This is a genomic window from Yimella sp. cx-51 (assembly GCF_017654605.1).
GTDB lineage: Bacteria > Actinomycetota > Actinomycetes > Actinomycetales > Dermatophilaceae > Yimella.
This window is the reverse complement of sequence record NZ_CP072113.1, coordinates 2,965,650-2,989,014: the sequence shown is the minus strand read 5'-3', so window position 1 is coordinate 2,989,014 and position 23,365 is coordinate 2,965,650. Positions and strand designations below refer to the sequence as shown.

The 23,365-nt window shown below is 63.9% G+C and carries 19 protein-coding genes and 1 pseudogene; 15 read left to right on the top strand and 5 right to left on the bottom strand.

Features of this window, described 5'->3' with window-relative positions:
• The first annotated feature begins 6 nt into the window (after positions 1 to 6).
• The 10 genes from J5M86_RS14225 (at position 7) to J5M86_RS14180 (ending at position 14,105) form a co-directional block, all read left to right on the top strand.
• Positions 7 to 1,014, top strand: a complete 1,008-nt coding sequence (locus J5M86_RS14225) for a TniB family NTP-binding protein (protein WP_208965051.1) — start codon at positions 7 to 9, stop codon at positions 1,012 to 1,014.
• 137 nt (positions 1,015 to 1,151) lie between these two features.
• On the top strand, positions 1,152 to 2,501 hold the full coding sequence (locus J5M86_RS14220) for a hypothetical protein (RefSeq protein ID WP_188061208.1): 1,350 nt from the start codon (positions 1,152 to 1,154) through the stop codon (positions 2,499 to 2,501).
• Positions 2,498 to 4,096 carry a TniQ family protein gene (locus J5M86_RS14215; RefSeq protein WP_188061207.1) on the top strand — a complete coding sequence of 533 codons (1,599 nt, stop codon included), beginning with the start codon at positions 2,498 to 2,500 and terminating at the stop codon, positions 4,094 to 4,096. The genes J5M86_RS14220 and J5M86_RS14215 overlap by 4 nt, the downstream gene beginning before the upstream one ends.
• Positions 4,093 to 4,509, top strand: coding sequence for a nuclear transport factor 2 family protein (locus J5M86_RS14210; protein ID WP_188061206.1), 417 nt, complete (start codon positions 4,093 to 4,095; stop codon positions 4,507 to 4,509). Before J5M86_RS14215 ends, J5M86_RS14210 begins: the two co-directional genes overlap by 4 nt.
• Before the next feature lie 84 nt (positions 4,510 to 4,593).
• Complete coding sequence (locus tag J5M86_RS14205; RefSeq protein WP_188061205.1) at positions 4,594 to 6,339, top strand: class I SAM-dependent DNA methyltransferase; 1,746 nt, start codon at positions 4,594 to 4,596, stop codon at positions 6,337 to 6,339.
• On the top strand, positions 6,336 to 7,580 hold the full coding sequence (locus tag J5M86_RS14200; RefSeq protein ID WP_188061204.1) for a restriction endonuclease subunit S: 1,245 nt from the start codon (positions 6,336 to 6,338) through the stop codon (positions 7,578 to 7,580). The genes J5M86_RS14205 and J5M86_RS14200 overlap by 4 nt, the downstream gene beginning before the upstream one ends.
• Complete coding sequence (locus J5M86_RS14195; protein ID WP_188061203.1) at positions 7,580 to 10,711, top strand: type I restriction endonuclease subunit R; 3,132 nt, start codon at positions 7,580 to 7,582, stop codon at positions 10,709 to 10,711. Before J5M86_RS14200 ends, J5M86_RS14195 begins: the two co-directional genes overlap by 1 nt.
• A gap of 523 nt (positions 10,712 to 11,234) precedes the next feature.
• Entirely contained in the window at positions 11,235 to 12,359 is a 1,125-nt protein-coding gene (locus J5M86_RS14190; RefSeq protein ID WP_188061202.1) for a DUF262 domain-containing protein, read from the top strand.
• Positions 12,360 to 12,412: 53 nt separating this feature from the next.
• The gene (locus J5M86_RS14185; protein WP_188061201.1) at positions 12,413 to 12,865 is read left to right on the top strand and encodes a hypothetical protein; all 453 of its coding nucleotides are present in this window, start codon (positions 12,413 to 12,415) and stop codon (positions 12,863 to 12,865) included.
• 802 nt (positions 12,866 to 13,667) lie between these two features.
• Positions 13,668 to 14,105, top strand: coding sequence for an NUDIX domain-containing protein (locus J5M86_RS14180; RefSeq protein WP_188061200.1), 438 nt, complete (start codon positions 13,668 to 13,670; stop codon positions 14,103 to 14,105).
• A gap of 342 nt (positions 14,106 to 14,447) precedes the next feature.
• On the opposite strand, the gene istB is transcribed toward J5M86_RS14180, so the two are convergent.
• The 3 genes and pseudogenes from istB to J5M86_RS14165 all read right to left on the bottom strand — a co-directional run bounded on the left by istB (position 14,448) and on the right by J5M86_RS14165 (position 17,435).
• On the bottom strand, positions 14,448 to 15,263 hold the full coding sequence (istB, locus tag J5M86_RS14175; protein WP_188061794.1) for an IS21-like element helper ATPase IstB: 816 nt from the start codon (positions 15,261 to 15,263) through the stop codon (positions 14,448 to 14,450).
• A pseudogene (gene istA, locus J5M86_RS14170) lies at positions 15,263 to 16,523 on the bottom strand (IS21 family transposase). Before istA ends, istB begins: the two are co-directional and overlap by 1 nt.
• A gap of 291 nt (positions 16,524 to 16,814) precedes the next feature.
• On the bottom strand, positions 16,815 to 17,435 hold the full coding sequence (locus J5M86_RS14165; RefSeq protein WP_188058845.1) for a YdeI/OmpD-associated family protein: 621 nt from the start codon (positions 17,433 to 17,435) through the stop codon (positions 16,815 to 16,817).
• A gap of 163 nt (positions 17,436 to 17,598) precedes the next feature.
• On the opposite strand from J5M86_RS14165, the gene J5M86_RS14160 reads away from it, so the two are divergent.
• The 5 genes from J5M86_RS14160 (at position 17,599) to J5M86_RS14145 (ending at position 20,606) form a co-directional block, all read left to right on the top strand.
• Entirely contained in the window at positions 17,599 to 17,862 is a 264-nt protein-coding gene (locus tag J5M86_RS14160) for a hypothetical protein (protein WP_208965049.1), read from the top strand.
• 46 nt (positions 17,863 to 17,908) lie between these two features.
• Positions 17,909 to 18,511: a GNAT family N-acetyltransferase gene (locus J5M86_RS14155; protein WP_208965048.1), complete on the top strand. Its 603-nt coding sequence runs from the start codon at positions 17,909 to 17,911 to the stop codon at positions 18,509 to 18,511.
• A 29-nt stretch (positions 18,512 to 18,540) separates the two neighbouring features.
• Positions 18,541 to 18,939 carry a cupin domain-containing protein gene (locus tag J5M86_RS14150; protein WP_244328375.1) on the top strand — a complete coding sequence of 133 codons (399 nt, stop codon included), beginning with the start codon at positions 18,541 to 18,543 and terminating at the stop codon, positions 18,937 to 18,939.
• Positions 18,940 to 19,228: 289 nt separating this feature from the next.
• Positions 19,229 to 19,357, top strand: coding sequence for a hypothetical protein (locus J5M86_RS15630; RefSeq protein ID WP_255427375.1), 129 nt, complete (start codon positions 19,229 to 19,231; stop codon positions 19,355 to 19,357).
• Between the two features lie 73 nt (positions 19,358 to 19,430).
• A complete protein-coding gene (locus J5M86_RS14145; RefSeq protein WP_188058848.1) occupies positions 19,431 to 20,606 on the top strand; it encodes a hypothetical protein in 1,176 nt (391 codons plus the stop codon).
• A 33-nt stretch (positions 20,607 to 20,639) separates the two neighbouring features.
• On the opposite strand, the gene J5M86_RS14140 is transcribed toward J5M86_RS14145, so the two are convergent.
• Together J5M86_RS14140 and J5M86_RS14135 are read right to left on the bottom strand one after the other, a co-directional pair.
• Complete coding sequence (locus J5M86_RS14140) at positions 20,640 to 21,236, bottom strand: GNAT family N-acetyltransferase (protein WP_188058849.1); 597 nt, start codon at positions 21,234 to 21,236, stop codon at positions 20,640 to 20,642.
• A 30-nt stretch (positions 21,237 to 21,266) separates the two neighbouring features.
• Complete coding sequence (locus tag J5M86_RS14135) at positions 21,267 to 23,279, bottom strand: hypothetical protein (RefSeq protein WP_188058850.1); 2,013 nt, start codon at positions 23,277 to 23,279, stop codon at positions 21,267 to 21,269.
• Positions 23,280 to 23,365: the final 86 nt, after the last annotated feature.

Below are 23,365 nucleotides of genomic sequence, written 5' to 3'. Positions count from 1 at the left end.
GTGAGGATGGACCTTCGCCACTTCGACGCATGGACCCACCGCTCTCAGATGCCCGCCCCGTCGGTCTCGATCGACCGGCTTCGAACAATGCCGGCTGGTGAACTGGTCGACCAGGTACACGCTGTGACCGCCTGGGTAGCAGCGACCTACGTCGAGCTGCCTACCGCGCGATATGGCAGTGACTTCCTCACCCGGACAGTGCAGTTCAACGAGGCCGGTCTCCCGGGCGCAAAGACGATTCCCGCCATCAGCGGCCCGAATGGTGCCGGTAAGTCGACGCTGTGCCACCAGTGGGCAGCGAACTACTACCGAGAACAGGTGGCCCCCTTCCGCCGCGACGGGGGAGTGCACCGGTGGGAACCAACGCCCGGCCTGACAGCCGATGTGGCCCCCGTCGTATGGGTGAACCTGCAAGCCAACGCGCAAGTGGCGGAAGTGGACGTCCAAATCCTGCAGTTCCTTGGCCTTGGCCTGTCCGGTGTGGTTCGTGAACTGAGCACCCGCGCCGTGAAAGCGATGATCCGCCACCGCGTCCGGGTTCTGCTGATCGACGACGTCCACTTGCTCAACCTCACACGCAACGGAGGCCGTGACGTCCTAGACCACCTCAAACACCTCAACACAGAGCTTGGCGAACACGGAGGGTCGTTGGTGCTGGTCGGGGCGAACCTCCACACGACCAGCTTGGTCACAGACACCCAGATCGCAGCGCGCTTGCGCGTCTATCAGCTCAAACCGATCAATCTAGACAGTCGCGAAGAAAGGGAACGCTGGAGCGCTGTGGTTCGAGCAGCCGAACCAGGCCTGACCCCGGTCCTCCCGGCTGCCCGAACCGGCTTCCTCGACCAGCACGCACAACTACTGCATGACCTCAGCGGCGGAGACCCGGGCCACCTGATCACCGTGCTGAAGGAGGCCGCTATCAACGCAATCATCACCAGATACGGAACGATCACTGACGAAATCCTGGAAGCATCGACCGTTCACGACTGGCGCACCGGAATCCGAGCATGACAGCCCGGGACGGGAAGGTCACGCGACGGCACGCCGCACGCCTACGCCGCGCACGAGCCGACGCAGCGGCAGCCTCTTCAAGCACTCTTGGCCCCGGCCAGGAGAACGCACAGGTACTGACGAAGCTGCCGGTCACCTTGCAGTGGGACAGCACTGAGACCTGGGACGACTACCTCGAACGGCTCGCCGTCGCGAACGACGTCCCCGTGTATGAATTGCAGCGCAGGAGCGCACTACTGCGGGAGCGCACGAGCCGGTGCAGTGCGGCCGACATCGCGCCGGCAGTGCCCCGCTCGCAGGCATCGTTGCCGCCCAAAACCCAGACACATCCGCTCATCGGTCACTACGACGCCGTGGATGGAGCACCGACCTGGGTTCTTCGCTCACTACCGGACAATGGTGCCGCGATCGGCCGAGACATCAGGGCAACGAGCTGGCCGTGGAAGCGCTTCGACCTCCTGACAGAACTGGCTCAGATCGTCATGCCGAGGTTGAGCGACCACTGGCCCAACCTCGCACCCGTACCCGAGCACATCCTCACCGACTCCACCCGGACTTTGCCGCTCGAGGACTGGTCCCTGCCGGTGCGCGGCTACGCGCTGCAAACCCTGTGGCCGCACACTGATCACGGCGGCTACGCCAATCACGACATGCAGCGCCGCACGGTGATAGCGCGGGACCTTCTCGCCGCCGGACGATGGCTGTCCGCGGCGGACGACCTGAACCACGAGCATCCCTCACTCGCTGTCGCACTGAGGACCGCGGCACATCGATGGCCATCCAAGGTTCGGCCGACCGCCCCAGCACAGATCCCGTTCCCGGCAATGCACACATTCGAAACGGCAGCGACGGGCCCGTTCAGCGTCCACGCCGTCGGACAGTTCGAACCTGCGACCTTGCACACGCTGTACGCCGCGACCGTCGCCAGACACGCACTGATCTCGACCGCCGATCCCGTATCCGCCTGGGGCAGGGCCACTCTCGAAGACGTCGCTGATCACCTGGGACCAAGCGATCCGCGCCAGTCGAACACTCTTAGGTCACGCGCGGCTGAACCGCGTCCATACGCCGCGGATGCGTGTCGGATGCTGGCCACCGATGAGGGCGTGCAAGTGATCAGGAAGGTTTCTTCACTCTCAATCGGTGCGCCTCTAGCACCCGACGAAGCCCGGGCATGGTGGGCGAGTCTCTCCCTTCCAGAGCGTGTGCGGCGCACCCTCAGCAGTGCAACGAGATCACTGCCGTCCGCGACAGTGCTCGACATCGTGTGGATAGACCTGACTGGGCACCTCCCAGACAGGCTCTACTGGCCCGGATTTCCGGTCGCCCTGCGGGCGGCGTGTTGGGCGTTTCCGGGTGACGATCTGTTGAGCCTTCGGGAGTGGGTCAGTGCGCACCTGCAGGTGCCGGAACTGACCGACCACCTCCACCGACGCGACCATTCGCGGCAGAATCCCCAGCCAGATGCTGAAGGCAGCAGCGCATGACGCCGCCACTGCTCAAACGCGCTCAGTTCTTGCCGGTCGAGGTTGCTCCAGTCGTCGGGGAAGCTGCCGACGGATACCTCGAGCGGGTCGCCGAGGCCAACAACCTCAGCCCGAGCGACATGAAACACATGACCGGGGTCGGCACGGTCACCCAACTACGGCGCCGCACCCTCGGCGACGGCCGACCACGCCCAGCAGCAAGACCCGGGCCAGATGGGTGGACGCCCGGCACCATCGTCCAGGCGTGCCCACGCTGCCTCGCAGATGATGGGATCTGGAAGGCCGACTGGTACGACCCGCTCACCACCGCTTGCCTGCGCCACGGCACGCTGCTGATCGGCCAGTGCCCCGACTGCCGGCGACCACTGCGCGACACAACCCACACCTGGATCCGCCCCAATGGTGCAGCGACACTGTGCGGCAACCCCCTCACCCGCGGACGCGGACCACGCTGCTCCACCGATCTCGCCGCACTCGACGCTCAGATGACGGAGCGAGGCGTGCGAAAGCAACAGGAACGGCACGCGGCATCGACCGCGTTGGTGCTCGGGAAAGCGCTGACCGCCGAGGAGTACCGGGCGACTTTGAAGGCCCTGGCCGTGCTGATGCTGCACATCGTCTCCGCCGCGCAGAACCCGCCCCAGTCGTGGGAGCTCCCGACGACTAAGCGGTGGTACCTGCGCCCACCACAGGACCCGATCGTTCGTGCGGAAGTGTTAGCTGAAGCCGACCGTATCCTCACCGCGCCAGACCAGGCCACTGCAGCCACAGCGTTCCAACCGTGGTTCGACGCGATCCCAGCTGTCTGGGACGGACCCACCTCCTGGGCGCTGGACCACACCCGCGCAACGTCCATGGTCGCGCGCCTGATTAACGCAGCAGCGGCGCCAAAGCAACGCCTCGGGCACCGTCTCAACTGCAACGTCTCCCTCTCGCTCGACTCGCGGTTCATCCCGCAACGCATTCCGGCCAGCTTCGAGCAGTTGCCCGGGTCGGGGCTCAGCGAAGCGACGTCGCGTGGCTTCGCGGCGCTGTGCCTCGCGAGAGCGCAGCCGGGAGTCACGACCTGGGCTGACGCCGCACGCGTACTTGGTCTACCGCCGCACAGGGGAGTGGACGTGGCACGTACCGCCAGTGCCCACCTCAGCGTGACCCCCGACGGCTGGATCGCGCACCTCCGCACCGTTGCTGCGCACCTGCTCGACGATGCCGTCGACTACCGGTACCGAGAGAACCTCGTTCGCGAGTTCGACGGTTCCGAAGTCGTCGCCGTCCTTCGCCAGGTTCGTCCAGGAACCAGGACCAACAGTCACGACCTCATCCGCACCTGGCTTTGGGAAAACTGGGCAAACGCAGACCCGCCCACAACCCCGGAACGATCAGTCGCGAAGGACCGGCGGTCGCGAGCCCGGTACGCGCAGTTCAAACAGCATCTGCGTATCGATGACGGACAGCACCTGATGCACTATGCCAGCGGACAAGAGATCGCCGCGTACCAAGGCGTGCCGCGACAAAGACCCCACACCGCAAGGCAGGCACGTAGGCGACTCACTGCGGCACCATCATCGGCTCTACAAAGACGAGAATTCTCATGACGCCAACGGTGGAAGAACGCCTCCGACGCCTGGAAGACCTTGAAGAGATCCGCGCAATCACGGCGCGTTATGCCAAAGCGGTCGACCGCGAACACCCTCGCCGGATTGATACCGGAGCCCTACAAGAGATCGTCGCCCCAGACGCCCGATGGACCTGGGCCGCGGGCGACTACGACTTCATCGGCCGCGACGCGGTCATCGAAGGATTGCTCTCGTCATCTGTCACATTCGCGATGCACACCTTCAGCAATCCGCTGATCACCATCGACGCCGACACCGCCGACGCAACGTGGACGCTCTGGGTCGCCCTCGACCAACCCGCGCTCCGTCTCCAAACCGAGAACATCACGTACCGGCGGTGCGGCGATACGTGGGTCATTGCGTCGATCGACGTCGACGTCATCCGGCGATAGTTCGTCGCATCCGGTTCCTTCGACACCGGAGGAAGGGCGTGCGGCAGTATGAGGCCACGGTTAATCGTTGGGCGAGAGGACGCTGTGAGCACGCTCGGGAGTTTCATCTGGTCGATCGCGGATCAGCTGCGAGGTCCCTACCGGCCGAACCAGTACGGCAACGTGATCCTCCCGCTCACGATCCTGCGGCGCCTGGACTGCATCCTCGAGCCGGACCGCGACACCGTGCACGGGCTCGCGGGCAAGTTCGACAACCCGAACCGGCTCAAGGTCGAGGTCAAGAAGGCCACCGGGCGCTCGTTCTACAACACCTCGAACTACTCGTTCGCGAACCTGCTCAAGGACGCCGACGGACTGGCAGACAACCTGGGCGACTACATCGACCGTTTCTCCCCGGACGTCGATGTCTTCGAGTACTTCGACTTCAAGAAGGAGATCGTCACGCTCGAGAAGGCGGAGCTGCTGCGCGAAGTCGTGAAGTCGTTCGCTGCGATCGACCTACACCCGAGCGTGGTGTCCAACTCCGACATGGGTGACGCGTTCGAATACATCATCCGCAAGTTCAACGAGGCCGCGAACGAAACCTCCGGAGACCACTACACGCCCCGCGACGCGATCAAGCTCCTCGTCGACTTGCTGCTTGCCGAGAAGGACGCCGGCCTGTCTGAGTCCGGTGCTGTGCGCACGCTGTACGACCCCACTGCGGGCACCGGCGGCATGCTGTCGCTCGCCCAGGAGCACCTGCTCTTGCAACACCCCGACGTCCGGTTAAGTCTGTTCGGGCAGGAGTACAACCCGCAGTCGTACGCGATCTGCAAGTCAGACATGCTCGCCAAGGGTAACGACCCGAGCAACATCGCCTTCGGGAACACCCTCACCGACGACGCGTTCGTGAACCGGCAGTTCGATTTCTGCATGTCCAACCCGCCCTACGGTGTCGACTGGAAGCAGTACGCCAAGACGATCAAGCAGGAGAAGGACTCCGCCGGACCCTACGGACGCTTCGCCCCGGGTCTGCCCGCGACCTCCGACGGACAGATGCTGTTCCTGCTCCACCTCGCGCACAAGATGCGCGACCCGCGGGACGGCGGCGGTCGGGTCGGGATCGTCATGAACGGCTCCCCGCTGTTCAACGGCGGCGCTGGGTCAGGCCCGTCGGAGATCCGCCGGCACCTGCTGGAGAACGACCTGGTCGAGGCGATCGTCGCGCTGCCGACCAACATGTTCTTCAACACCGGCATCGCCACCTACATCTGGATCCTCGACAACTTCAAGACCGAGGAGCGCAAGGGCAAGGTCCAACTCGTCGACGGCACGTCCTACTGGACGAAGATGCGCAAGAGTCTCGGTTCAAAGAATCGTGAGATCAGCGACGAGGATCGGGCCAAGGTCCTAAAGCTCTACGACAACTTCGAGGACGCGGACTCGGAGCACTCCATAGTTCTCCGCAACGAGGACTTTGGCTACTGGACGATCACAGCCGAGCGCCCCCTCCTGGATGATGAAGGGGAGGCCGTCACTGATCGCAAGGGCAAACCCAAGCCGGACAGCAAGAGGCGCGACACGGAGAACGTGCCCTTCACATACGGTGGATCCACCGCAGGTCGCCTTGGCAAGAACGAGGTCATCCAGGCGTACTTCGACGCCGAGGTTGCACCGCACGTGCCCGACGCATGGATCGACCACACGAAGACCAAGGTCGGCTACGAGATCCCCTTCACCCGCCACTTCTACAAGTACATTCCTCCCCGGCCGCTCGCCGAGATCGACGCAGATCTGGAGAAGCAGGTTGCCAAGATCATCGAGCTCCTCCGTGAGGTTGAGCAGTGACAGGGCCGCTGTGGTCCTCCTTGCCGGCAGGATGGCGTACTGGGCAGATCAAGAACGCGGCAACGGTGACGCTCGGCAAGATGTTGCAGGCGAAGGACTCCGGCGGCGACATGGCAGCCCCATACATGCGCGCGGCCAACGTGCAGCCTGACGGTGTACTCGCCCTCGAAGACGCGAAGCAGATGTGGTTCGGCTCAGCAGAGCTCGAACGCCTCAGTATTCGCGGCGGCGATGTGGTCGTCGTTGAAGGTGGCCAGGGCGGCTTCGGCCGTGCTGCGTACGTCCGCGACGACGTCATGGGATGGGGCTTCCAAAACTCCATCAATCGACTGCGGCCAATCGGGGCCAGCGATGGCCGCTACCTCGCGTACTACCTGATCGCTCTCCGCTCAAGCGGTTTCGTTCACGCGTACGCGAACGTGGTCTCGATGCCGCACCTGACGGCCGATAAATTGGGGCGCGTTCAGATTCCCCTGCCACCCGCCGGAGAACAGCGGGCGATTGCGGACTACCTCGACCGCGAGACCGAACGCATTGACACGCTCATCGCGGAGCAGCAGCGCCTGATCGAGCTGCTCCGCGAACGGCGCGCAGCCCTGATCTCGCATGCATTATTGGACGAGACCTCGAAACGAACACAGCTTCGCAGACTCGTAGATGTTATTGATTGCGCCCACGTGACGGCCGACTTCGTCGATGATGACGACCGCTTTCCCATCGCCAGCATCCGTGAGTGCCAAGGGCCAACGGTTGACCTGACTGCATGTGCGTACACAACCGCCGAGTTTTTCGAGCACCTGCGGAGCAGTGGCCGTCGCCCTCGGGTTGGCGACCTCCTCTTCATCCGGAACGTCTCCGTCGGACTCGTCTCGGTCGTAACTCCAGATGTACCGGAGTTCGCCGTCGGTCAAGAGACGGTGCTTCTACGTCGCAAGACGGCCGTGGATCCCGAGTTCTTGCGCTATGTACTCGTCGGGGCGGAAGCCCGCCACGCGATCGAGAGCGCGATGATCGGTAGCACCTTCCGACGAATCAACGTGTCCGCAATCCGGTCCCTGCCCGTTGCAACCCCTTTGATCGACGTGCAGCGTCGGATTGTGGCGGCCCTCAACGATCAGACGACCAGGATCGACCAGTTGATCACTGAGTCCGAGCGGTTCATTGAGTTGTCTCGTGAGCGGCGGGCGGCGTTGATCACGGCGACGGTGACGGGTCAGATCGACGTGCGAGGGGTGGCGTGATGGCTGATTACAACGAGGTGGTTTTCGAGGCTGAGATCTGCGCGCACCTGGAGGCGCAGGGGTGGTTGTACGCGAAGAACGACGCCGGCTACGACCGTGAACGGGCGCTGTTTCCGGCTGACTTGTTCGCCTGGTTGGATGAGACGCAACCGGTCGCGTACGCGAAGGCGTTGAAGGCTGCGGGGTCGGAGGCGAAGTTCCTCGATGTGCTCGTCGCGGCGTTGGACAAGCCGCTGGAGCACGGTGGCGGGATGCTGAACATCCTGCGGGGCGGGGTGCAGTACATCGGTGGTGGCCGGTTGAAGATGGCGCAGTTCCGCCCGGAGACCTCGCTGAACGCCACGACAGTCGAGCAGTACGCAGCGATGCGGGTGCGGGTGATGCGGCAGGTGCACTTCTCGACGGCCGACCAGCGCAGCATCGACCTGGCGTTCTTCATCAACGGGCTGCCGGTCGCGACGGCGGAGTTGAAGACCGACTTCACGCAGTCGCTGGACGAAGCGGTCAACCAGTACAAGAAGAGCCGAAACCCGATGACGAACGGCCGGGTGGAGCCGCTGCTGTCGTTCGGGCACCGGGCGTTGGTGCACTTCGCGGTCTCGAACGATCTGGCCGCGATGACGACGAAGCTTGAGGGCGACAAGACCCATTTTCTCCCGTTCAACGTCGGCTACGAGGAGGGCGCAGGGAACCCGCCCGCCGCAGATGGGAAGTCTGCGACGGCGTACCTGTGGGAGCGGGTGTGGGAGAAGCACGCCTGGTTGAACATCATCGGCCGGTTGATGATCGTGGAGACAAAGGAGGAGTGGGATGTCGCGACCGGAACCTCCCTCCGTCGCACGTCCATGCTCTTCCCTCGCTTCCACCAGTGGGAGGCCGTCACCAACATCACCGCCGCGATCGAGGCGGAGGGGGTCGGGCAGCGGTACCTCATCCAGCACTCGGCGGGGTCGGGCAAGACGAACACGATCGCGTGGACCGCGCATCGGTTGGCGCGGCTGCACGTCGACGACCAGAAGGTCTTCGACTCGGTGATCGTTGTGGTCGACCGCACGGTGCTGGACGGGCAGTTGCAGGAGGCGATCCGCCAGATCGACGGCTCCGGGAGGATCGTCGCGACGATCAGCCCCGAGGATGTTCGGAAGGCTGGTGCGAAGTCGAAGTCAAGTCTGCTGGCCAAGGCACTGAAGAACGGCGAGTTGATCATCGCCGTCACGGTGCAGACCTTCCCGTTCGCGTTGGGTGAGATCCGTGCCGACTCGGCGTTGAAGGGCAAGAAGTTCGCGGTCATCGCCGACGAGGCGCACTCCTCCCAGTCCGGACAGGTATCCGCGAAGTTGAAGGCCGTCCTGACCGCGGAGGAGGTCAAGGACATCGAAGAGGGCGGGCAGGTCGACGTCGAGTCGGTGCTCGCCGTGGAGATGGGCGAACGGGCGGAGTCACCGAACATCTCCTATCTAGCGTTCACCGCCACCCCGAAGAACAAGACGCTGGAACTGTTCGGACGCAAGGGCGCCGACGGGAAACCGCACGAGTTCCACCTGTACTCGATGAAGCAGGCCATCGAGGAGGGGTACATCCTCGACGTACTCAAGGGGTACCAGGCGTACGACACCGCGTTGCAGATCGCCGGTAACGCGACCTCCGGTGACAGCGAGGTCGAGGAAGGCGCGGCACGCAAGGGGCTGATGCGGTGGGTGCAGCTGCACCCGACGAACATCAGCCAGAAGGTGCAGATCATCGTCGAGCACTTCCACTCCAACGTGGCGCACCTGCTCGAGGGCAAAGCAAAAGCGATGGTCGTGACCGACTCGCGCAAGTCGGCGGTGAAGTACAAGAAGGCGATCGACGCCTTCATCGCCAAACGCGCCGCGCAGGACCCCTCGTACAACTACCGGACGTTGGTGGCGTTCTCCGGTGGGGTGACGATGGACGAGAACGAGGTGTGGACGGTCGAGTGGGGGCCGGCCCCGACCAAGGACGACGAGTTCACCGAGGCCAACATGAATCCCGGCGCTGGCACCGATCTGGCCGCGGCGTTTAAGGGTGACACGTACAAGATCATGACGGTTGCGAACAAGTTCCAGACCGGGTTCGATCAGCCGTTGTTGTCGGCGATGTACGTCGACAAGCGCCTGGCCGGGGTGACTGCTGTCCAGACCCTGTCACGACTGAACCGCACCCACCGGACAGCGAATGGTGAGCAGAAACGCAAGACGTTCGTCATCGACTTCGTCAACAAGCCCGACGACATCCGGGAGTCGTTCGAGCCGTACTTCACGAATGCGACCCTGGAGACCGAGACCGACCCGTACGTCGTGGTGCACCTCGCAAACAAACTGACGCACGCCGGGATCTACAGCGAGGACGAGGTCCGCAAGACGGCAGAACTGTGGGTGCTGCGCAAGGGCAACAACGCGTTGTCGGCTGCGATCGCGCCGGCGAAGACCGTATTCGCGAAGCGGTACGAGAAGGCACTCGAAACTGACGACAAGGTGCTGCTCAATGAGCTCGACCTGTTCCGCAAGGACGTCTCCACCTACGTCCGGTTGTACGACTTCATGAGTCAGATCGTCGACTACGGCGACCCGTACATGGAGATGCTGTCCATCTACCTGCGCCTGCTCGAACGTGTCATCAAGGACGAGTCGTGGTCAGCCGAGGTCGACCTGTCGGACGTGGTGCTCGTCGGGGTCAAGCACACCAAGGGCCTGAGGGTGGACATCTCGCTGACCGGCGCCGGTGAACTGAAGGGCATCAGCGCCGCCGGCTCCGGAGCGAAAAAGGAACCAAAGTACGTCGCGCTGCAGGTCGTCATCGACCGGATGAACGACCTCTTCGGGGCCGAGTCGTTCGCTCAGTCCCAGATCGAGGCATTCCTCCAGGACCTGGTCAACCGCCTGCTCGATGACCCCGATCTGGTGCAACAGACCCAGGTGAACTCGAAGAAGCAGTTCATCGAATCCCAGGACTTCCATGCGGCCGTCATCGAGGCTGTCGCAGACAACCAGGGTGCTCACAACAAGATGGCTGACTACTTCTTCAGCGACGGACCCGGCATCGCAGGGGTTGTCCTGGCGTTGGCGGACGCGTTCTACGAGACGGCGATCGACGGGGCGAGCTGTGCTTAAGAAGCCGGGTATCCCTAGTGGGACAGTCGGCGGGTCTTGAGTCCCTGACGATGAGCAGAAGTGGTTGGAGCAACTTCGCTTGCGTCGGTGGCCGATGCGTGTGGAGCGCTGGCGACGAGACGTATCGAGCAAATGTGCGCCTGGGACGGCGTTGTCGGGATGCAGGGAAGATGAGCAGAATCGGCAGTCTGCTCATCTTCGACCGTTTCCGGTTCCGTTTGACGTCGCCGCGAGGGGGGACTGGCCGGTCTGCTGTCCCCGGATGCACAGGGTGAGCAATCCCTACGCTGGTGAGTGCAATGTGAACGACGCCGTCCAGGCGGTGCCCGACAGCGGACCACCCACCGTTAGCAGGTACTTCGAATTGAGCCATCGCAGCGCAGCCGCTCAGATTGATCTGCCGCCCTGGTCGCCCACCTCTACGCCGTGATCGCTAGCAACTGTGGCCGTCCCGCACCGTTGCGTGCGTTCATGGACACGCCTGATCTGCCCCGTCCGTACGCCAGGGCAATAGTCTGGCGTCATGCCGCCAGAAGAGGACAGCCTGTTTGAAGACATCGCGATGTCCGACGACCGGACACTGCGAGACGAAGAACTCGAAGACCTGATCGACGTAGAGCCATCGCCAGCTCGAGTCACCTTCTCGACTCAGGATATGAGCATCGACGCTCTGGTCAAGCGCCTCAATCGCAAGTCGATGCTGGTCCCGCAGTTTGGCGGGCAGGACACGTTGGTGCAGGTGCCAGGCTTTCAGCGTGGATTCGTTTGGTCGAAAGCGCAGATGGACAAGTTCATTGAGTCGCTGTTGCTCGGGTACCCCGTGCCGGGGATCTTCCTCGTCAAGCAAGAAGGTGACAATCGCATGCTCATCCTCGACGGGCAGCAGCGACTGATCACTCTGCAACGCTTCTACGGAGGCCTCCATGACGGCAAGGAATTCACCCTCCAATACGTGGGTGAAGAGTTCAGGGGCCTGACCTATAAGGCGCTGGACGAGGCCCTGCAGTTCAAGCTAGATGACTCGTACATGCAAGCCACGATCGTTGCCGCGGACGGATCGGACGAAGTCAATGACTCGATCTTTCAAATTTTCGAGCGGCTGAACTCTGGAGGAACCCAGCTCACTCCTCATGAGATTCGCGTCGCCCTGTACGCGGGAGAGCTGATGGCGTCGATTGAGTCGCTCAACGAGGACCCCGAATGGCGCGCCCTCTTTGGTGGCAAGTCGAAGCGCATCCGCGATCACGAACTCATCCTGCGAATATTGGCGCTCTACACCGACAGCGCGTCATACAACCGTCCGCTGAAAACCTATCTAAACAAGTTCGCGCGCAAAGATCGAACGACAGAGATGAGGAGCGACCCGCGCGGTGACCTGTTCCTGCGGGCATGTGTGGCGATCAAGGAGCAAGTCGGCCCTCGGGCGTTCAGACGTCCCGGTGGCACCCAGGTCAACACCGCTCAGGCCGAGGCGCTGACGATCGCGGTGATGGAGTCTTTGAAGGGGGGCAAGACGCTGACCGATCTGGGCGAGAGGTTCGACAGGCTGGTTTCGGATGAGGCTTTCCTCAAGCACACAGGGCGCGCCACAGCAGACAAGGATGCAGTCGATACGCGACTCACACGGGCGCGGGCCTTCTTCAGCTGATGCCATCACAAGCAGCAGCAGCCCCGCATCGGGCGACGATCAGGCAGCGCCAATTGGACCTCAAAGAGGTGCAAGCGTGCCTACGTGACCTAGATCGCGATGCCCCGGACGCGGTATCTCGGGCGTTGGCGCGCTACTTGACGGTCCGATCTGTCGGCTATATCGAAGCGGTGCGCGACGACTTGGCCGATCTCTACGCGTCCGTGACCGGTCATCCCCGTCTCCACCGACGAATCGTTCATCACCTACGTGGCGGCCTAGGTGCAACACCTGAGCAGTTGCTCACCTTTGTCGGATCATTCGACAAGGACTGGCGCATCGCTTTAGAGGCCGTGCTCGATGCGGACGACCAATCCTTGCGAGGTCAACTCGGCGCGATGGTGGCGGCGCGCAAGAAGATCGCACACGGCGATGGAGACCAGGTCACGTCAGGAAGGGCACTCGCCTGGTCTGACGCCGCGCTCCAGCTCGGCAAGGAACTGAACAAGCTATTCGACCCGGTCTAGCTCTGCGTCGATCTAGCAGTCTCGAGGTCGACGCAACCAGCTCGTTCATCGTCAGGGCGACTGCAATGCGTTCGACGTGGTCGGCGTCTTGGCAGCAGGCAACCGGTTGGATTGCCGGAGGCGGCCGATTCTGTAGGGCATCACGAAGAGCGAACGCGGCACACGGCACACGGCAGTATGCCGCCGTCGTGGCGATGCAGGCTCGCGAGCGCTATTCGCCGACGCACCAGCACGGACCTCGGTGTCCAAGGCTCCATGCCGAACGTTCTGCAGTTTGTGCGACCGTAGGCGTTTGCGCCCGTTTGAACAATCTTCAAGGCATGTTGGAGTCAGCCTTCGCTGCATCTCGACAACGCCTCGGCACGGACCGCGAAAGGCCTCTTGTCGAGATGCAGGGAAGATGGTCCAAATCGACGATCGGATCATCTCCGGCTGATTTTTGCCGGCTTGGAGGGGCTGCTTCGGCCTAGGAATGTCGGCTTCGTCCGGGTGGGGATGGTTCTCAGTTCGCCGCACTGTTGACATCGATGCAGGTCCGCGAGCTGTGCGACGCTAGGCGCAGCGTTATGTATAGCTACTTCTGGGTAGACCCTGTGAACGATTTCTCATGGGGCACGTGGTGACATCGAACGCACTTGAAGATGAGCCGATTGAGCGGGTTCGTGCGGCCGCGGATCATCTGCAGAAGAACGGGCGCTTCGTAAGGGGTTCATCGCGGTCGACCTCTGTTGGCATGTCTGAGCCACCTCTCTCGCACCTCGACCACACTTGAACGAACGGGCTTGTCGCTACGGTGGGGCGAATGAGGAAGGCTCGCACCGACAAGGTGGTCTGCTACATCGTCGTGAACGGTCAGCTCCTCGTCTTCACGCACTTTGATCGGCCACTGGCTGAGGTCGGTGTTCAGGTTCCGGCCGGCACGATCAAGGTCGGCGAAAGTCCCGAAGCTGCCGCGGTGCGTGAGGCGTGGGAGGAGACCGGGGTCGAGGGCCTCCGTGTTGTTCGTAAGTTGGGGGAGTCGGACTACGACATGACGCCCTATCGGCACGAGGTCATTCACCGCTACTTCTTCGAGCTGACCTCCGATACGCCGACGACCGGTAACTGGTTACGGCAGGAGCTCGATCCGGACGGTGGTAGCGAGGCCCCGACGTTCCGTTGCTACTGGATCCCGCTCACACAAGCGCATGTGCTGTCGGGAGGACTCAGCAACATGATCGGCGCACTCATCGACGAGTGAAGCGTTGCAGATGAACCGGCGCAAGGTTCAGTGCTCGTGGCGGTCAACCTTCGTCGGTTCAGCCGGGCCGTGTTCGTTGCATATCGACAGCGAAAGGGGCCTCCTATAGCGGATGCCGTCCGAACCTCCAATGTAGGTACGTACCTACATTGGTGATTGCCATGACATCAATGTCTGCACGCGAGCTCAACCGCGATGTGAGTGAGGCCAGGCGGAATGACGCGCACGCACCCGTCGTGATCACCGATCGTGGCGAGCCATCGTTCGTCCTCTTCCCCTATCGCGTGTCAACGGCGGCTGAAAACTGACCCCCTCACGGCAATCGAAAACTGACCCCCTCGGTTACTGGTTCTCTTCGGTGACGGCCGCGGGGACGCGGCCGAGTTCTCGGTTCTTCAGCCGGTAGGAGTCGCCCTTCAGGGCGATGACCTCGGCGTGGTGGACGAGCCGGTCGATCATCGCGGCGGCGACGGTGTCGTCGCCGAAGACCTCGCCCCAGCGGGCGAAGTTCTTGTTCGACGTGACGATCAGGCTGGCCCGTTCGTAGCGGGATGAGACGAGTTGGAAGAACAGGTTGGCGGCTTCGGGTTCGAAGGGGATGTAGCCGACCTCGTCGATGACCAGCACGGGGTAGCGGACCAGTCGACGCAGTTCGTCTTGCAGCTTGCCGGCGTGGTGGGCCTCGGCGAGTCGGTCGACCCACTGGGACGCGGTCGCGAACAGGACCCGGTGGCCGGCTTGGCAGGCCCGGATCGCGAGTCCGGTGGCCAGGTGGGTCTTCCCGGTTCCTGGCGGTCCGAGGAGGACGACGTTCTCCTTGGCGGCGACGAAGTCCAGGGTGCCCAGGTGCGCGATGGTCTCGCGTTTCAGGCCGCGGGCGTGGTCGTAGTCGAAGTCCTCCAAGCTCTTCCTGGAGGGGAACCGGGCGGCCCGGATTCGTCCCTCGCCGCCGTGGGACTCTCGTGCTGACACTTCGCGTTGCAGGCAGGCAGCGAGGAACTCCTCATGCGTCCAGGCTTCCTCGCGGGCGCGTTCGGCGAGCCGTTCGACCGACTCGCGCAGGGTCGGTGCCTTCAACGCCCGGGTCAGGTACTCCAGCTCGCTGGTGACATCGCGTCCTGTCCTCGGGGCTGTCTTCGTGGTGGTGCGCGCAGCCATCACGACACCTCCTCATCCACAAGCTCGTCAACGAGTCCGAGGATCTGGTCGTAGACACCGAGCGATCGGACCTCGACCTCCTCGCCGGTGACCGCCTCCGCGACCGGCCGCAACAAGTCGCCGCGGCCTTGCCGCAGCAACTTGGCGGCCACGGTGTGCTCGAAGTCGGTGATGGTCTGGTGCTGGGCCCATACCCGCGCATGGTCGGCCACGGTCGCGCCCTCACACGTCACCCGTTCCAGGTCGGCGTGGATCTCGATCCGGCGTCCCACCACGGCCGGATGGACCGAATAGTCGTTCGAGTCGAGCCGGACGTAGTGGTCGCGTGGAAGCCGCATCGTCTTGCGCCAGCCGACCTCGGGCGGCACCGGTGGCAGCGACATCATCGCGGCGCGGTCCGCGGCGACCCGGTCACCGGGGCTGCAGCCCAGCACCCGCATCCGACGGGCGTTGGCCCGTGCGAAGAACTCAGCCAACTGAGTGTTGAAGTCCTCTGGCGAGGTGAACGTGCGACCGGGGAGGAACGACTTTTCCAGGTAGTCGTGGAGCCGCTCGAGCATTCCCTTGGCTTCAGGGTCGGCAGGCTTGCAGATGTAGACCTTGGTGCCGAGCACGCCCCGGAACGCCTGACAATCGCCGGTGAGTTCGGGTTGGCGTGCACGCCACCGACCAACCGCTCCTTCGCCGTCCCACACCAGTGTCTTCGGCACCCCTTGCAACTGGGTCGACACCAGCTGCCACCAGCCGGCGTAGAGATCCGCAGCCTCCCGGACGGGAGATCAACAAGCCGCCCGACCACCGCGAATAGCCAGTCACCGTGGTCATCACCGGCAACCGCTTCGCCGTCCTGGTCTGCCCGAACCCGACCGGGAGCTCGATGTCGGGAAACCAGAAGTCGAACTGCGCCAACTCGCCCGGCTCATACGTCGTGCGCGACGCCGGGTCCGGCGGCAAGTACACCGGCCGCAGATCGCTGACCCGGGTCCGCAGGATCCGGATCGAGTGCTCCCACCCGATACGCTCGGCTACCACCGTGGCGGGCATCGTCGGCGTGACCCGTAACAGTTCACGGATCTGCGGCTCGACCGCATCGACCAACGACCCACGCACCGCCCGCTCGTAACGCGGCGGGCCCTCATCACGCAGCGCCTTGCGCACAGTGTTCTTCGAGATCCCCATCGATCTGGCGATCACCTTGATCGGCACTCCATCCGCGCGGTGCAACCGCCGGATCTCAGCCCAGTCCTCCACTGCCAACACTCCGCATCTCCTGCCTCGACGTCGAGGACAGGCTCTCGGAGAGGGTCAACTTTCAGTTGCCGTTTGGGGGTCAGTTTTCACGTGCCGTTGACATCGCGGAATACCGACGGACCACCGAGAGCCGTGGAAGCTTGGTCGAACGCTGAGCATGGACGACGATCTCGACATTGAGTTCGAGCCGGTACGGCTCCACCTGCAGGATCCGGAGCTGTGAGTTACCTGCTGGACACAAACGTCATCAGTGAGCTCCGTAAACCGGCCGCAAGAGTCGATCACGCTGTCCGATCATGATCAGTATTCGAGGGCGCCCTTACCGGCGAGAATCTTGTCTCTGGCCTTGGCAGCGCGGGCCGCACGCGTCTTGGCCTGCTTGGCCGAGCCGATCTGAATCGCCCAGCTCTTACGCCGTCCGGGGGTCAGCGCGTCGAACGCCTCAGACAGTTCCGGGTCAGAGGCGAGCGCCTCAACGAGCTCCTCGGGTAGCTCGACTTCGCGCTTCTCTTGCGGTGCGCGCAGTCCCCTCTCTGCATTCTTCATCGCCTCACGCACATAGGCCATGATCGCGTCCTCGCGCTCAGCGACCTGGCCCAGCGCGGTGAAGCGAATCAGCGTCGGATGCTGGCTGTTCGGACCGGCTGGTTCGAGCAGCTGTTCCGGGTCGTCAAGAAGCGCGCCGTCCATGAAGGTGAGCCGATGATCCTCGCGGAAAGCCCCGAGGATCGCCACGTTTCGGTCTGCGTGCATATAGGTCGGGTGTCCCCATTTCACATGCTCGCTCAGCCCCTCGGACAGCAGCAGCGCCCGAAGTGCGTTGATGTCGTCGATCCATCGCCGCGTGGAGCAATCCGGAGTATCGAACCGCTCGCAGCGTCCGCAGCCCTTGGTGAAGTAGTCCTCCACCTCGGTGATCATTGCCCTGTCTGTGCCTAACTTGACCGGTTCAGGGATGCCGGCTCGCCACGGCCGAGGCTACCGGTGAGAGTTGGCCGGACGAAAACAGTTACGAGCAATGGGCGCTCAGATGCGCGCCGGTCGCCGGTTCATCGCACACTGCACAAGTCACCCGATCCTTGATATGCCCCCGACATCGATGGTGTTGCCGGACGGCCGGTCCGCGGCGTATTCGCGAGAGGTCACCGGGGCCGATCTGCCGACTGTCAGCTTCATCGGCCGCATTGAGGTCGACGGCGAGGTCTTGGTCTCCGAGTCGACCTTGCGTTTCCGCGAGCGCTTTGAGATCGAGCGAGATCACGCGCGCCACGGCTTCCACGTGACGGACGTGCGAGATGCTCCTGATCGTCCTGGCAAGGACTTCGTCTTTCTCGCCCAGCGCGCTTGAGCTGAAATGCGTTGCTCATGTGAGCGGGCGACGTCAGAGTGGACCAATGAACCCCATCGACCAGGCGCAAGCCGCTGACCTTGTCTCCGAACGGATCCTGCTGCGCCGATTCGTCGAGAGCGACGCCGCGTTCGTCCTGGAGATGCATTCCAATCCTGACCTGATTCGCTTCATTCCGTCGGCAGCCATGACCACGCTGCCGCAGGCGAGTGCCTGGCTCGCACAGAACGCGGAAGAAGTGCCTGCGCGGGGCTGGAGATGGTGGTGCATCTCGCTGCATGACGGGACTCCTATCGGTGCGGGGGTGCTGAAGCCCCTCCCGATCTCTGCCGGTCGTGAGGCGGAGGTGAGGGACGAATTCGAGGTCGGTTGGCGCTTGCATCCAGATCACACCGGGCACGGATACGCGACAGAGGCCGGACGTCTGCTCCTCACAATCGGCCATGCATCTGGACTCGACAAGCTGCTCGCAGTGGTGAAGTCCGATAACCACGCGTCGCGGGCGATCTGCCGTCGGATCGGCATGGAGCATCTTGGGCTGAGCCGCGACTACTACGACGAAGCGATGGAGGTCTTCGCGCATCGCAAGCCCGCAGAAGCCCTTCCGGTGAAGACACTCTCCGCACGCCGCGACCATGGTCTGATGTGAAGGACGAAAGCGAACAAGGAGTGATGAGCGTGGCGAATTCACCAGAGTGCGAACACTTTCCGTCCGGTTCGTTGACCGAGGCCGACCCGACACCCGGCATGACTCGACGCCTGGCAACGACCACCAATCAGATGTGGACGGGCACGGTCGACACCGAGCCGGGCGCTGTGACCGGTTGGCATCACCACGGTGATCATGAGACGACGATCTACGTTGTGTCGGGCACGTTCCGACTGGAGTACGGCGACGGCGGACGCGAGGTGATCGAGGCCGGAGCAGGCGACTTCATCCGCGTCCCACGCGGGGCCATCCACCGCGAGTCCAATCCTGGGGACGAAGCCTCGCATGCCGTCCTCGTGCGTTGCGGTGAAGGCCCGCCGACGATCAATGTTGATGGACCACAACGAGATTCAGACGAAGTTTCCTGAGTCCGCGTATCGGCACAAGCCTCAGGCGCGTCAGTGCGAGTGCGTTGGGATAGACAAAAGCGCGCCGGCAGGCAGCTACGGTCAATCAGGTGCGAGCCCTACCGAACTGTTCAACGAACTCGACGCCGCAGCCAGTCCGTACGCCGGCCGCACTGATCGCTGGCCAGACCAGGACGTCCACGACCTCGCCCGCGAGGTAGCCAAGCGCATCGGCTCATCGTCGACTCTGCACGCGCCCCACCCAGCCATGCAACCAGTTTCTCCGTCCTTGGCATGCGACAGTGGTCGAATGACTGAACCAGGACCCCGCTTCCGCGTCCGTCCGCTCGGCGGTACGCCGGGATGCCTGGGCATGATCCTCTTCTCGATCCTGGCGTCGATCATCCTGACCGTCGTGCTCAACCTGCTGATCCGGTAGCTGTGTTGCGTCTCAAGCGAATTGGCTGAAGTACTTTCGGCAATCATCGCGGGCAGTCGTCGAAAATTGCACCGTGGATCCTTTGCCTCAACTGCGGCCCTTGCCTGGGATGACCGATGCTCCGACAGTGACCGCCGCGGGCGGTCAGATCACCCTGGCGGTGCCCGGAAAGGACCCCGTGGTCGTGCGGCCGGCGGGCCGCCCTGCCATTGCGAAGTACACCACCTCCATCCCGGTGCCCCGGCGCCATCGAGTGACTCCTCGAAAGGTGCGTCGGGTCGGCTGGCGGTTGATGGACCCCAGCGGTCGGTGCCTGGCATGGCTGGCCAACTCTGACCGTCCGGCGTATGACGACGCGGACGTCGCGCGCTTCGCGGCCGCTGCAGGAATCGACAGGGTCGATCTCGGCGAGGTGCCGTACGCCGAGGTCGTCCGCGATCGTGGTGAGGCGGTCGGGCCGGGCACTTCGGCGGTCGGGGCGTACGTCGCGCCTCCGTTCCAGTGGTTCCTGACCGGTGCGGTTGGCGGCGGCATGGCCTTCTTCGGGGGTCCGTTCATCGGCGACCGCAGTCAGAGCACGATGCTGATCGCGATCGGCGTCACCTTCGTCGGCATGTTTCTCGGCATCTGGGTCTCGCAGATGATGGGAATCGCACAACACGTCTGGCGGGAGCGGCGGTATCGCCAGGCACACCCGACGTCCGGGCTCCGCTCGGCGGAGCGTACGCCGGGAATCATCGTGACGGCCGATGCATCGCGGGTGTACGTGCACGACTACTACCGCACCTGGGAAGGGCCCCGAGCAGCCACCACCTTCCGGCCGTACGAGCTGAGCGGAAGCCAGCGAAAGCATCCACGCGGCCTGTTCGTCACGTGGGAAGACACGCGCGACCGGGTCGACATCGTCACCCGATTCGATCCGGCCGAAGTCAATGCATTCGCTGCCCAGCACGGAATCACCGTGCGGCCGGGTCATGAAGGTCAACTGCCGAAGCAACACAAGGTGGACGAAACCGCCAGGGTCTGGTTCGTGGAGAAGCTCGGACGTGTGCCATGGCTCGGTCCGCTGTTCTGGGCCATTGCGCTCGTGGCCGTCGTTGTCGCGGTGCTGGGATTCATCGGCGCGCTCGCGATTCCCACCGGCATCAGCGTCTGCCTGATCGGTCTGGCGCTGCTGGTCGGGTCGGGATATGGGCTCGGACTGGCGCAACTCAACGACAGCCTTGTCCATCCCGAACGCGTCGGCTGACGACCGCGTCATCACGTGGACGCCCAGACCCACTCAGGCCGTTGTGGCACTCAAGTCTCGACGGACAACCCGGCGGCGCAAGGTGGGTGAGGCGGTCACTTCGTAACCGGCGGCGAGGAAAACCTGGAGCAGCCCGACGGATGCTTCGTCCCAGATGACTGTCTTGCCCTGCGCTGGTTCCATCGGATAGCCCTCGAGCACAGCCGCGCCGACCTGCTGGCCGTATTCGACTGTGGCAGCAGCGAGTTCGTACATCAGGCCGGTCTTGCGCCACTCCTTGCGGACCACGAAGCAGGTGACCGACCAGACGCCCGGCAACTCTGGGTCCATGCGCATCCACGGTTGTTTGCGCGACCAGATGCGCGGGTAGTTCTGGCGCGGCTCGACGGCCACCCAACCGGCCGCCTCGCCGTCGACGTACCCGATGAGGCCGGACGTCGGACCCTCCGTGCCGCAGGCCGTCTGCTGGACGAGCGCGTCCTCACGCTCGGCCTGAGTGGTGTCGCGCCAGATCCACCCCGGCGCTTTCAACCCTTGGCAACGGCACTTGCGCGCACCGCCGGTCGCGAACACCGCTTCGACATCATCGGTGGTCGCCTCATTGGCTGGACGCCAGGTGAACTCGGCCATGCCTGACGACGCTAGCGGGTGACGACCTGCTCAACCAGAGCTGCGCGCGGCCAACCAGGCTCGTGCGTCGGCGACCTCGGGAGCGGAGGGGCGTGGGTAGACGTGCTCGGGGTAGTTGACCATCCGGTGGCCGCGTGCTTCCTCGAGCGCCATCTGGCGGGTGCGCTGCGACAGGGCAGCGTTGTCGGCCACCTCGACGATGCGTGACCACCAGCTCGGACTGTGGCCGATGTTGTAGTGCCACAGCGGTTGCGCGGGATCAGCAACACTGATGACAACCCGGTGCAATACGTATGGCCGGAACGGCTGCGGGTCGAGGTTCATCAGGTGGTCGGCGACGGCCAGCGGGTGCACGTGGTCGAGCCGTGCACGCATCAGCACCCACGTCATCAGGTGGCCGGAGTCGTGGACGCCTGACTGCATCACCTTCCACAACTCGTCCGCCTTCTGCGGCGTCGGCGCTCCGAGCAGCGTCAGCGGAGCCAACTCGGTCTTCCACTTCGCCGCCGGCTTCTGCCACCAGGCCAGCAACTGCTGCGCGAGGGGGTGGCCGATGTCCTGGGCGAGGCAGGTGAGCGTCACCATCGGGTGGCGCCACTCGGTGTAGGTGGTCTTGTACTGCTTGGCGATCACCTTGCGCCACCGCGAGGCGAGGGCGTCGACCTCGTCGGTGCCGGCTTCGCCGTGGGCGTAGAGCAGTTCCATGCAGTAGCCGAGCCCCTGCATCTCGGTGGTCGGATCGGCCACGCGGTCACGGAGCCATTGGATGTCGTCGAGACTGAGCGTGCGGTAGCGACCCCAGGTCTGCGTCAATCCACCCTCGTACTGCGTGAGGACGGGGCCGGTGCCGTCGAGCAGGCTGGGCATCTCCTGCTGGAAACGCTCAAGGGTGCGCGCGGTGTCTCCGGCCACCCGGATCTGCCCGACGAGTGTCTGCGGATCAAGTGCGAGTACGCGGGCGTCCATGTCGCTGCCGTACTCCACTGCATCGGCGGCGATCGCCTGCCGCAGCGGACGCGGGAGCTGGTCGTCGACGCTCAACTCGAGTCGCACCAGTTGGTTGATCGCATGGTCGCGCGCGGGGGCCTCATCCGCCCGCATATTGGTCAACCACCGCGCGAGTTCGGCCCACATCGCCGGGCTGACTGCGCCGGTGGCGAGGAGTACCTGCGACACCCGCACCGCTGCAGCAATCACGCCGCCGACCTGCGCTTTGGCCAGGCGAAGCCACGGCTCCACCGCCTCAGGGCGCTGCTCCAACACGGCCTGACGCAGGACATCCTCGGCCTTCGCCGTCGGGATCCTGCCGATCACGCTGAGAGAGGAATCACCCAACTCGCGGGCCAGCTCCCACCCCATCGGCAGGTCGTGGCGCATCATCGCGTGCAGCAGTTCACGCATGGCCGGAAGCTTGACGAGTCGGCCCTCGTAACGGGTGCGCCAGTCGTCCCCGAACCTTTGCGCCTCCTGCGCGGTCAACAGCTGCCGGTACTCCAGCGTGCGTAGGTAAGCCATTGCCGCATCGACGTCAGCGCATTCGGCCAGTCGGTCGTGCAACCACGTCTGCTGCTGCTCAGTCAGGGGACGGTATTCGTAGGGAATGCGGTCTTGGCGTACCGGCACGTTGAGCTCTTCGAGGAACTGGCGCACGGCGGACGCGTCGGCCGGATCCGGCATGCCGTCGGCGCCGCGCGCGGTCACCTTGTCGAGAGCGAACGCTCCTTGCGGGCCGTGGTCGACCACCTCGTAACCATCGGGTCCAGCACCCAAGCCCGCGCGGACGACCTCGTAGTCATGGCCCCAGTGCAGCAGCAGCGGACCACGCAACTGACCCGATCGGTCGAAGGCGCGGTCGTGTGACTGCAGATGCCAGTACGCGAACGACGCAGTCTTCGAAATGCCCTGTTGCTCAACGAGTTCCGCGAAGTCGTCGTGGCCATCGGTCTGGGTGTAACGACCGCCTCGGGTTGGCGGCTCGAGCGCGACGAAGCCGTCGTTGCCTAGTGTCCGCCACCACTTGTTGATCTCCGACAGATCAGACATGTTGCACCCCCACCGATGATGCTAGGCGACGGGTCGCAGCCCGGTGGTTCGCAGCAGTTGGGTTGCGTGGTTCCGCACCTCGCTCG

What these genes read in the sequence shown, in the direction of transcription:
- J5M86_RS14210 (WP_188061206.1), top strand. Translation starts at nt 4,093, where the DNA reads ATGACGCCAACGGTGGAAGAACGCCTCCGACGCCTGGAAGACCTTGAA.
- J5M86_RS14180 (WP_188061200.1), top strand. Translation starts at nt 13,668, where the DNA reads ATGAGGAAGGCTCGCACCGACAAGGTGGTCTGCTACATCGTCGTGAAC.
- J5M86_RS14135 (WP_188058850.1), bottom strand. Translation starts at nt 23,279, where the DNA reads ATGTCTGATCTGTCGGAGATCAACAAGTGGTGGCGGACACTAGGCAAC.
- J5M86_RS14225 (WP_208965051.1), top strand. Translation starts at nt 7, where the DNA reads ATGGACCTTCGCCACTTCGACGCATGGACCCACCGCTCTCAGATGCCC.
- istB (WP_188061794.1), bottom strand. Translation starts at nt 15,263, where the DNA reads ATGGCTGCGCGCACCACCACGAAGACAGCCCCGAGGACAGGACGCGAT.
- J5M86_RS14195 (WP_188061203.1), top strand. Translation starts at nt 7,580, where the DNA reads ATGGCTGATTACAACGAGGTGGTTTTCGAGGCTGAGATCTGCGCGCAC.
- J5M86_RS14155 (WP_208965048.1), top strand. Translation starts at nt 17,909, where the DNA reads ATGAACCCCATCGACCAGGCGCAAGCCGCTGACCTTGTCTCCGAACGG.
- J5M86_RS14215 (WP_188061207.1), top strand. Translation starts at nt 2,498, where the DNA reads ATGACGCCGCCACTGCTCAAACGCGCTCAGTTCTTGCCGGTCGAGGTT.
- J5M86_RS15630 (WP_255427375.1), top strand. Translation starts at nt 19,229, where the DNA reads ATGACTGAACCAGGACCCCGCTTCCGCGTCCGTCCGCTCGGCGGTACG.
- J5M86_RS14190 (WP_188061202.1), top strand. Translation starts at nt 11,235, where the DNA reads ATGCCGCCAGAAGAGGACAGCCTGTTTGAAGACATCGCGATGTCCGAC.
- J5M86_RS14165 (WP_188058845.1), bottom strand. Translation starts at nt 17,435, where the DNA reads ATGATCACCGAGGTGGAGGACTACTTCACCAAGGGCTGCGGACGCTGC.
- J5M86_RS14160 (WP_208965049.1), top strand. Translation starts at nt 17,599, where the DNA reads ATGCCCCCGACATCGATGGTGTTGCCGGACGGCCGGTCCGCGGCGTAT.
- J5M86_RS14140 (WP_188058849.1), bottom strand. Translation starts at nt 21,236, where the DNA reads ATGGCCGAGTTCACCTGGCGTCCAGCCAATGAGGCGACCACCGATGAT.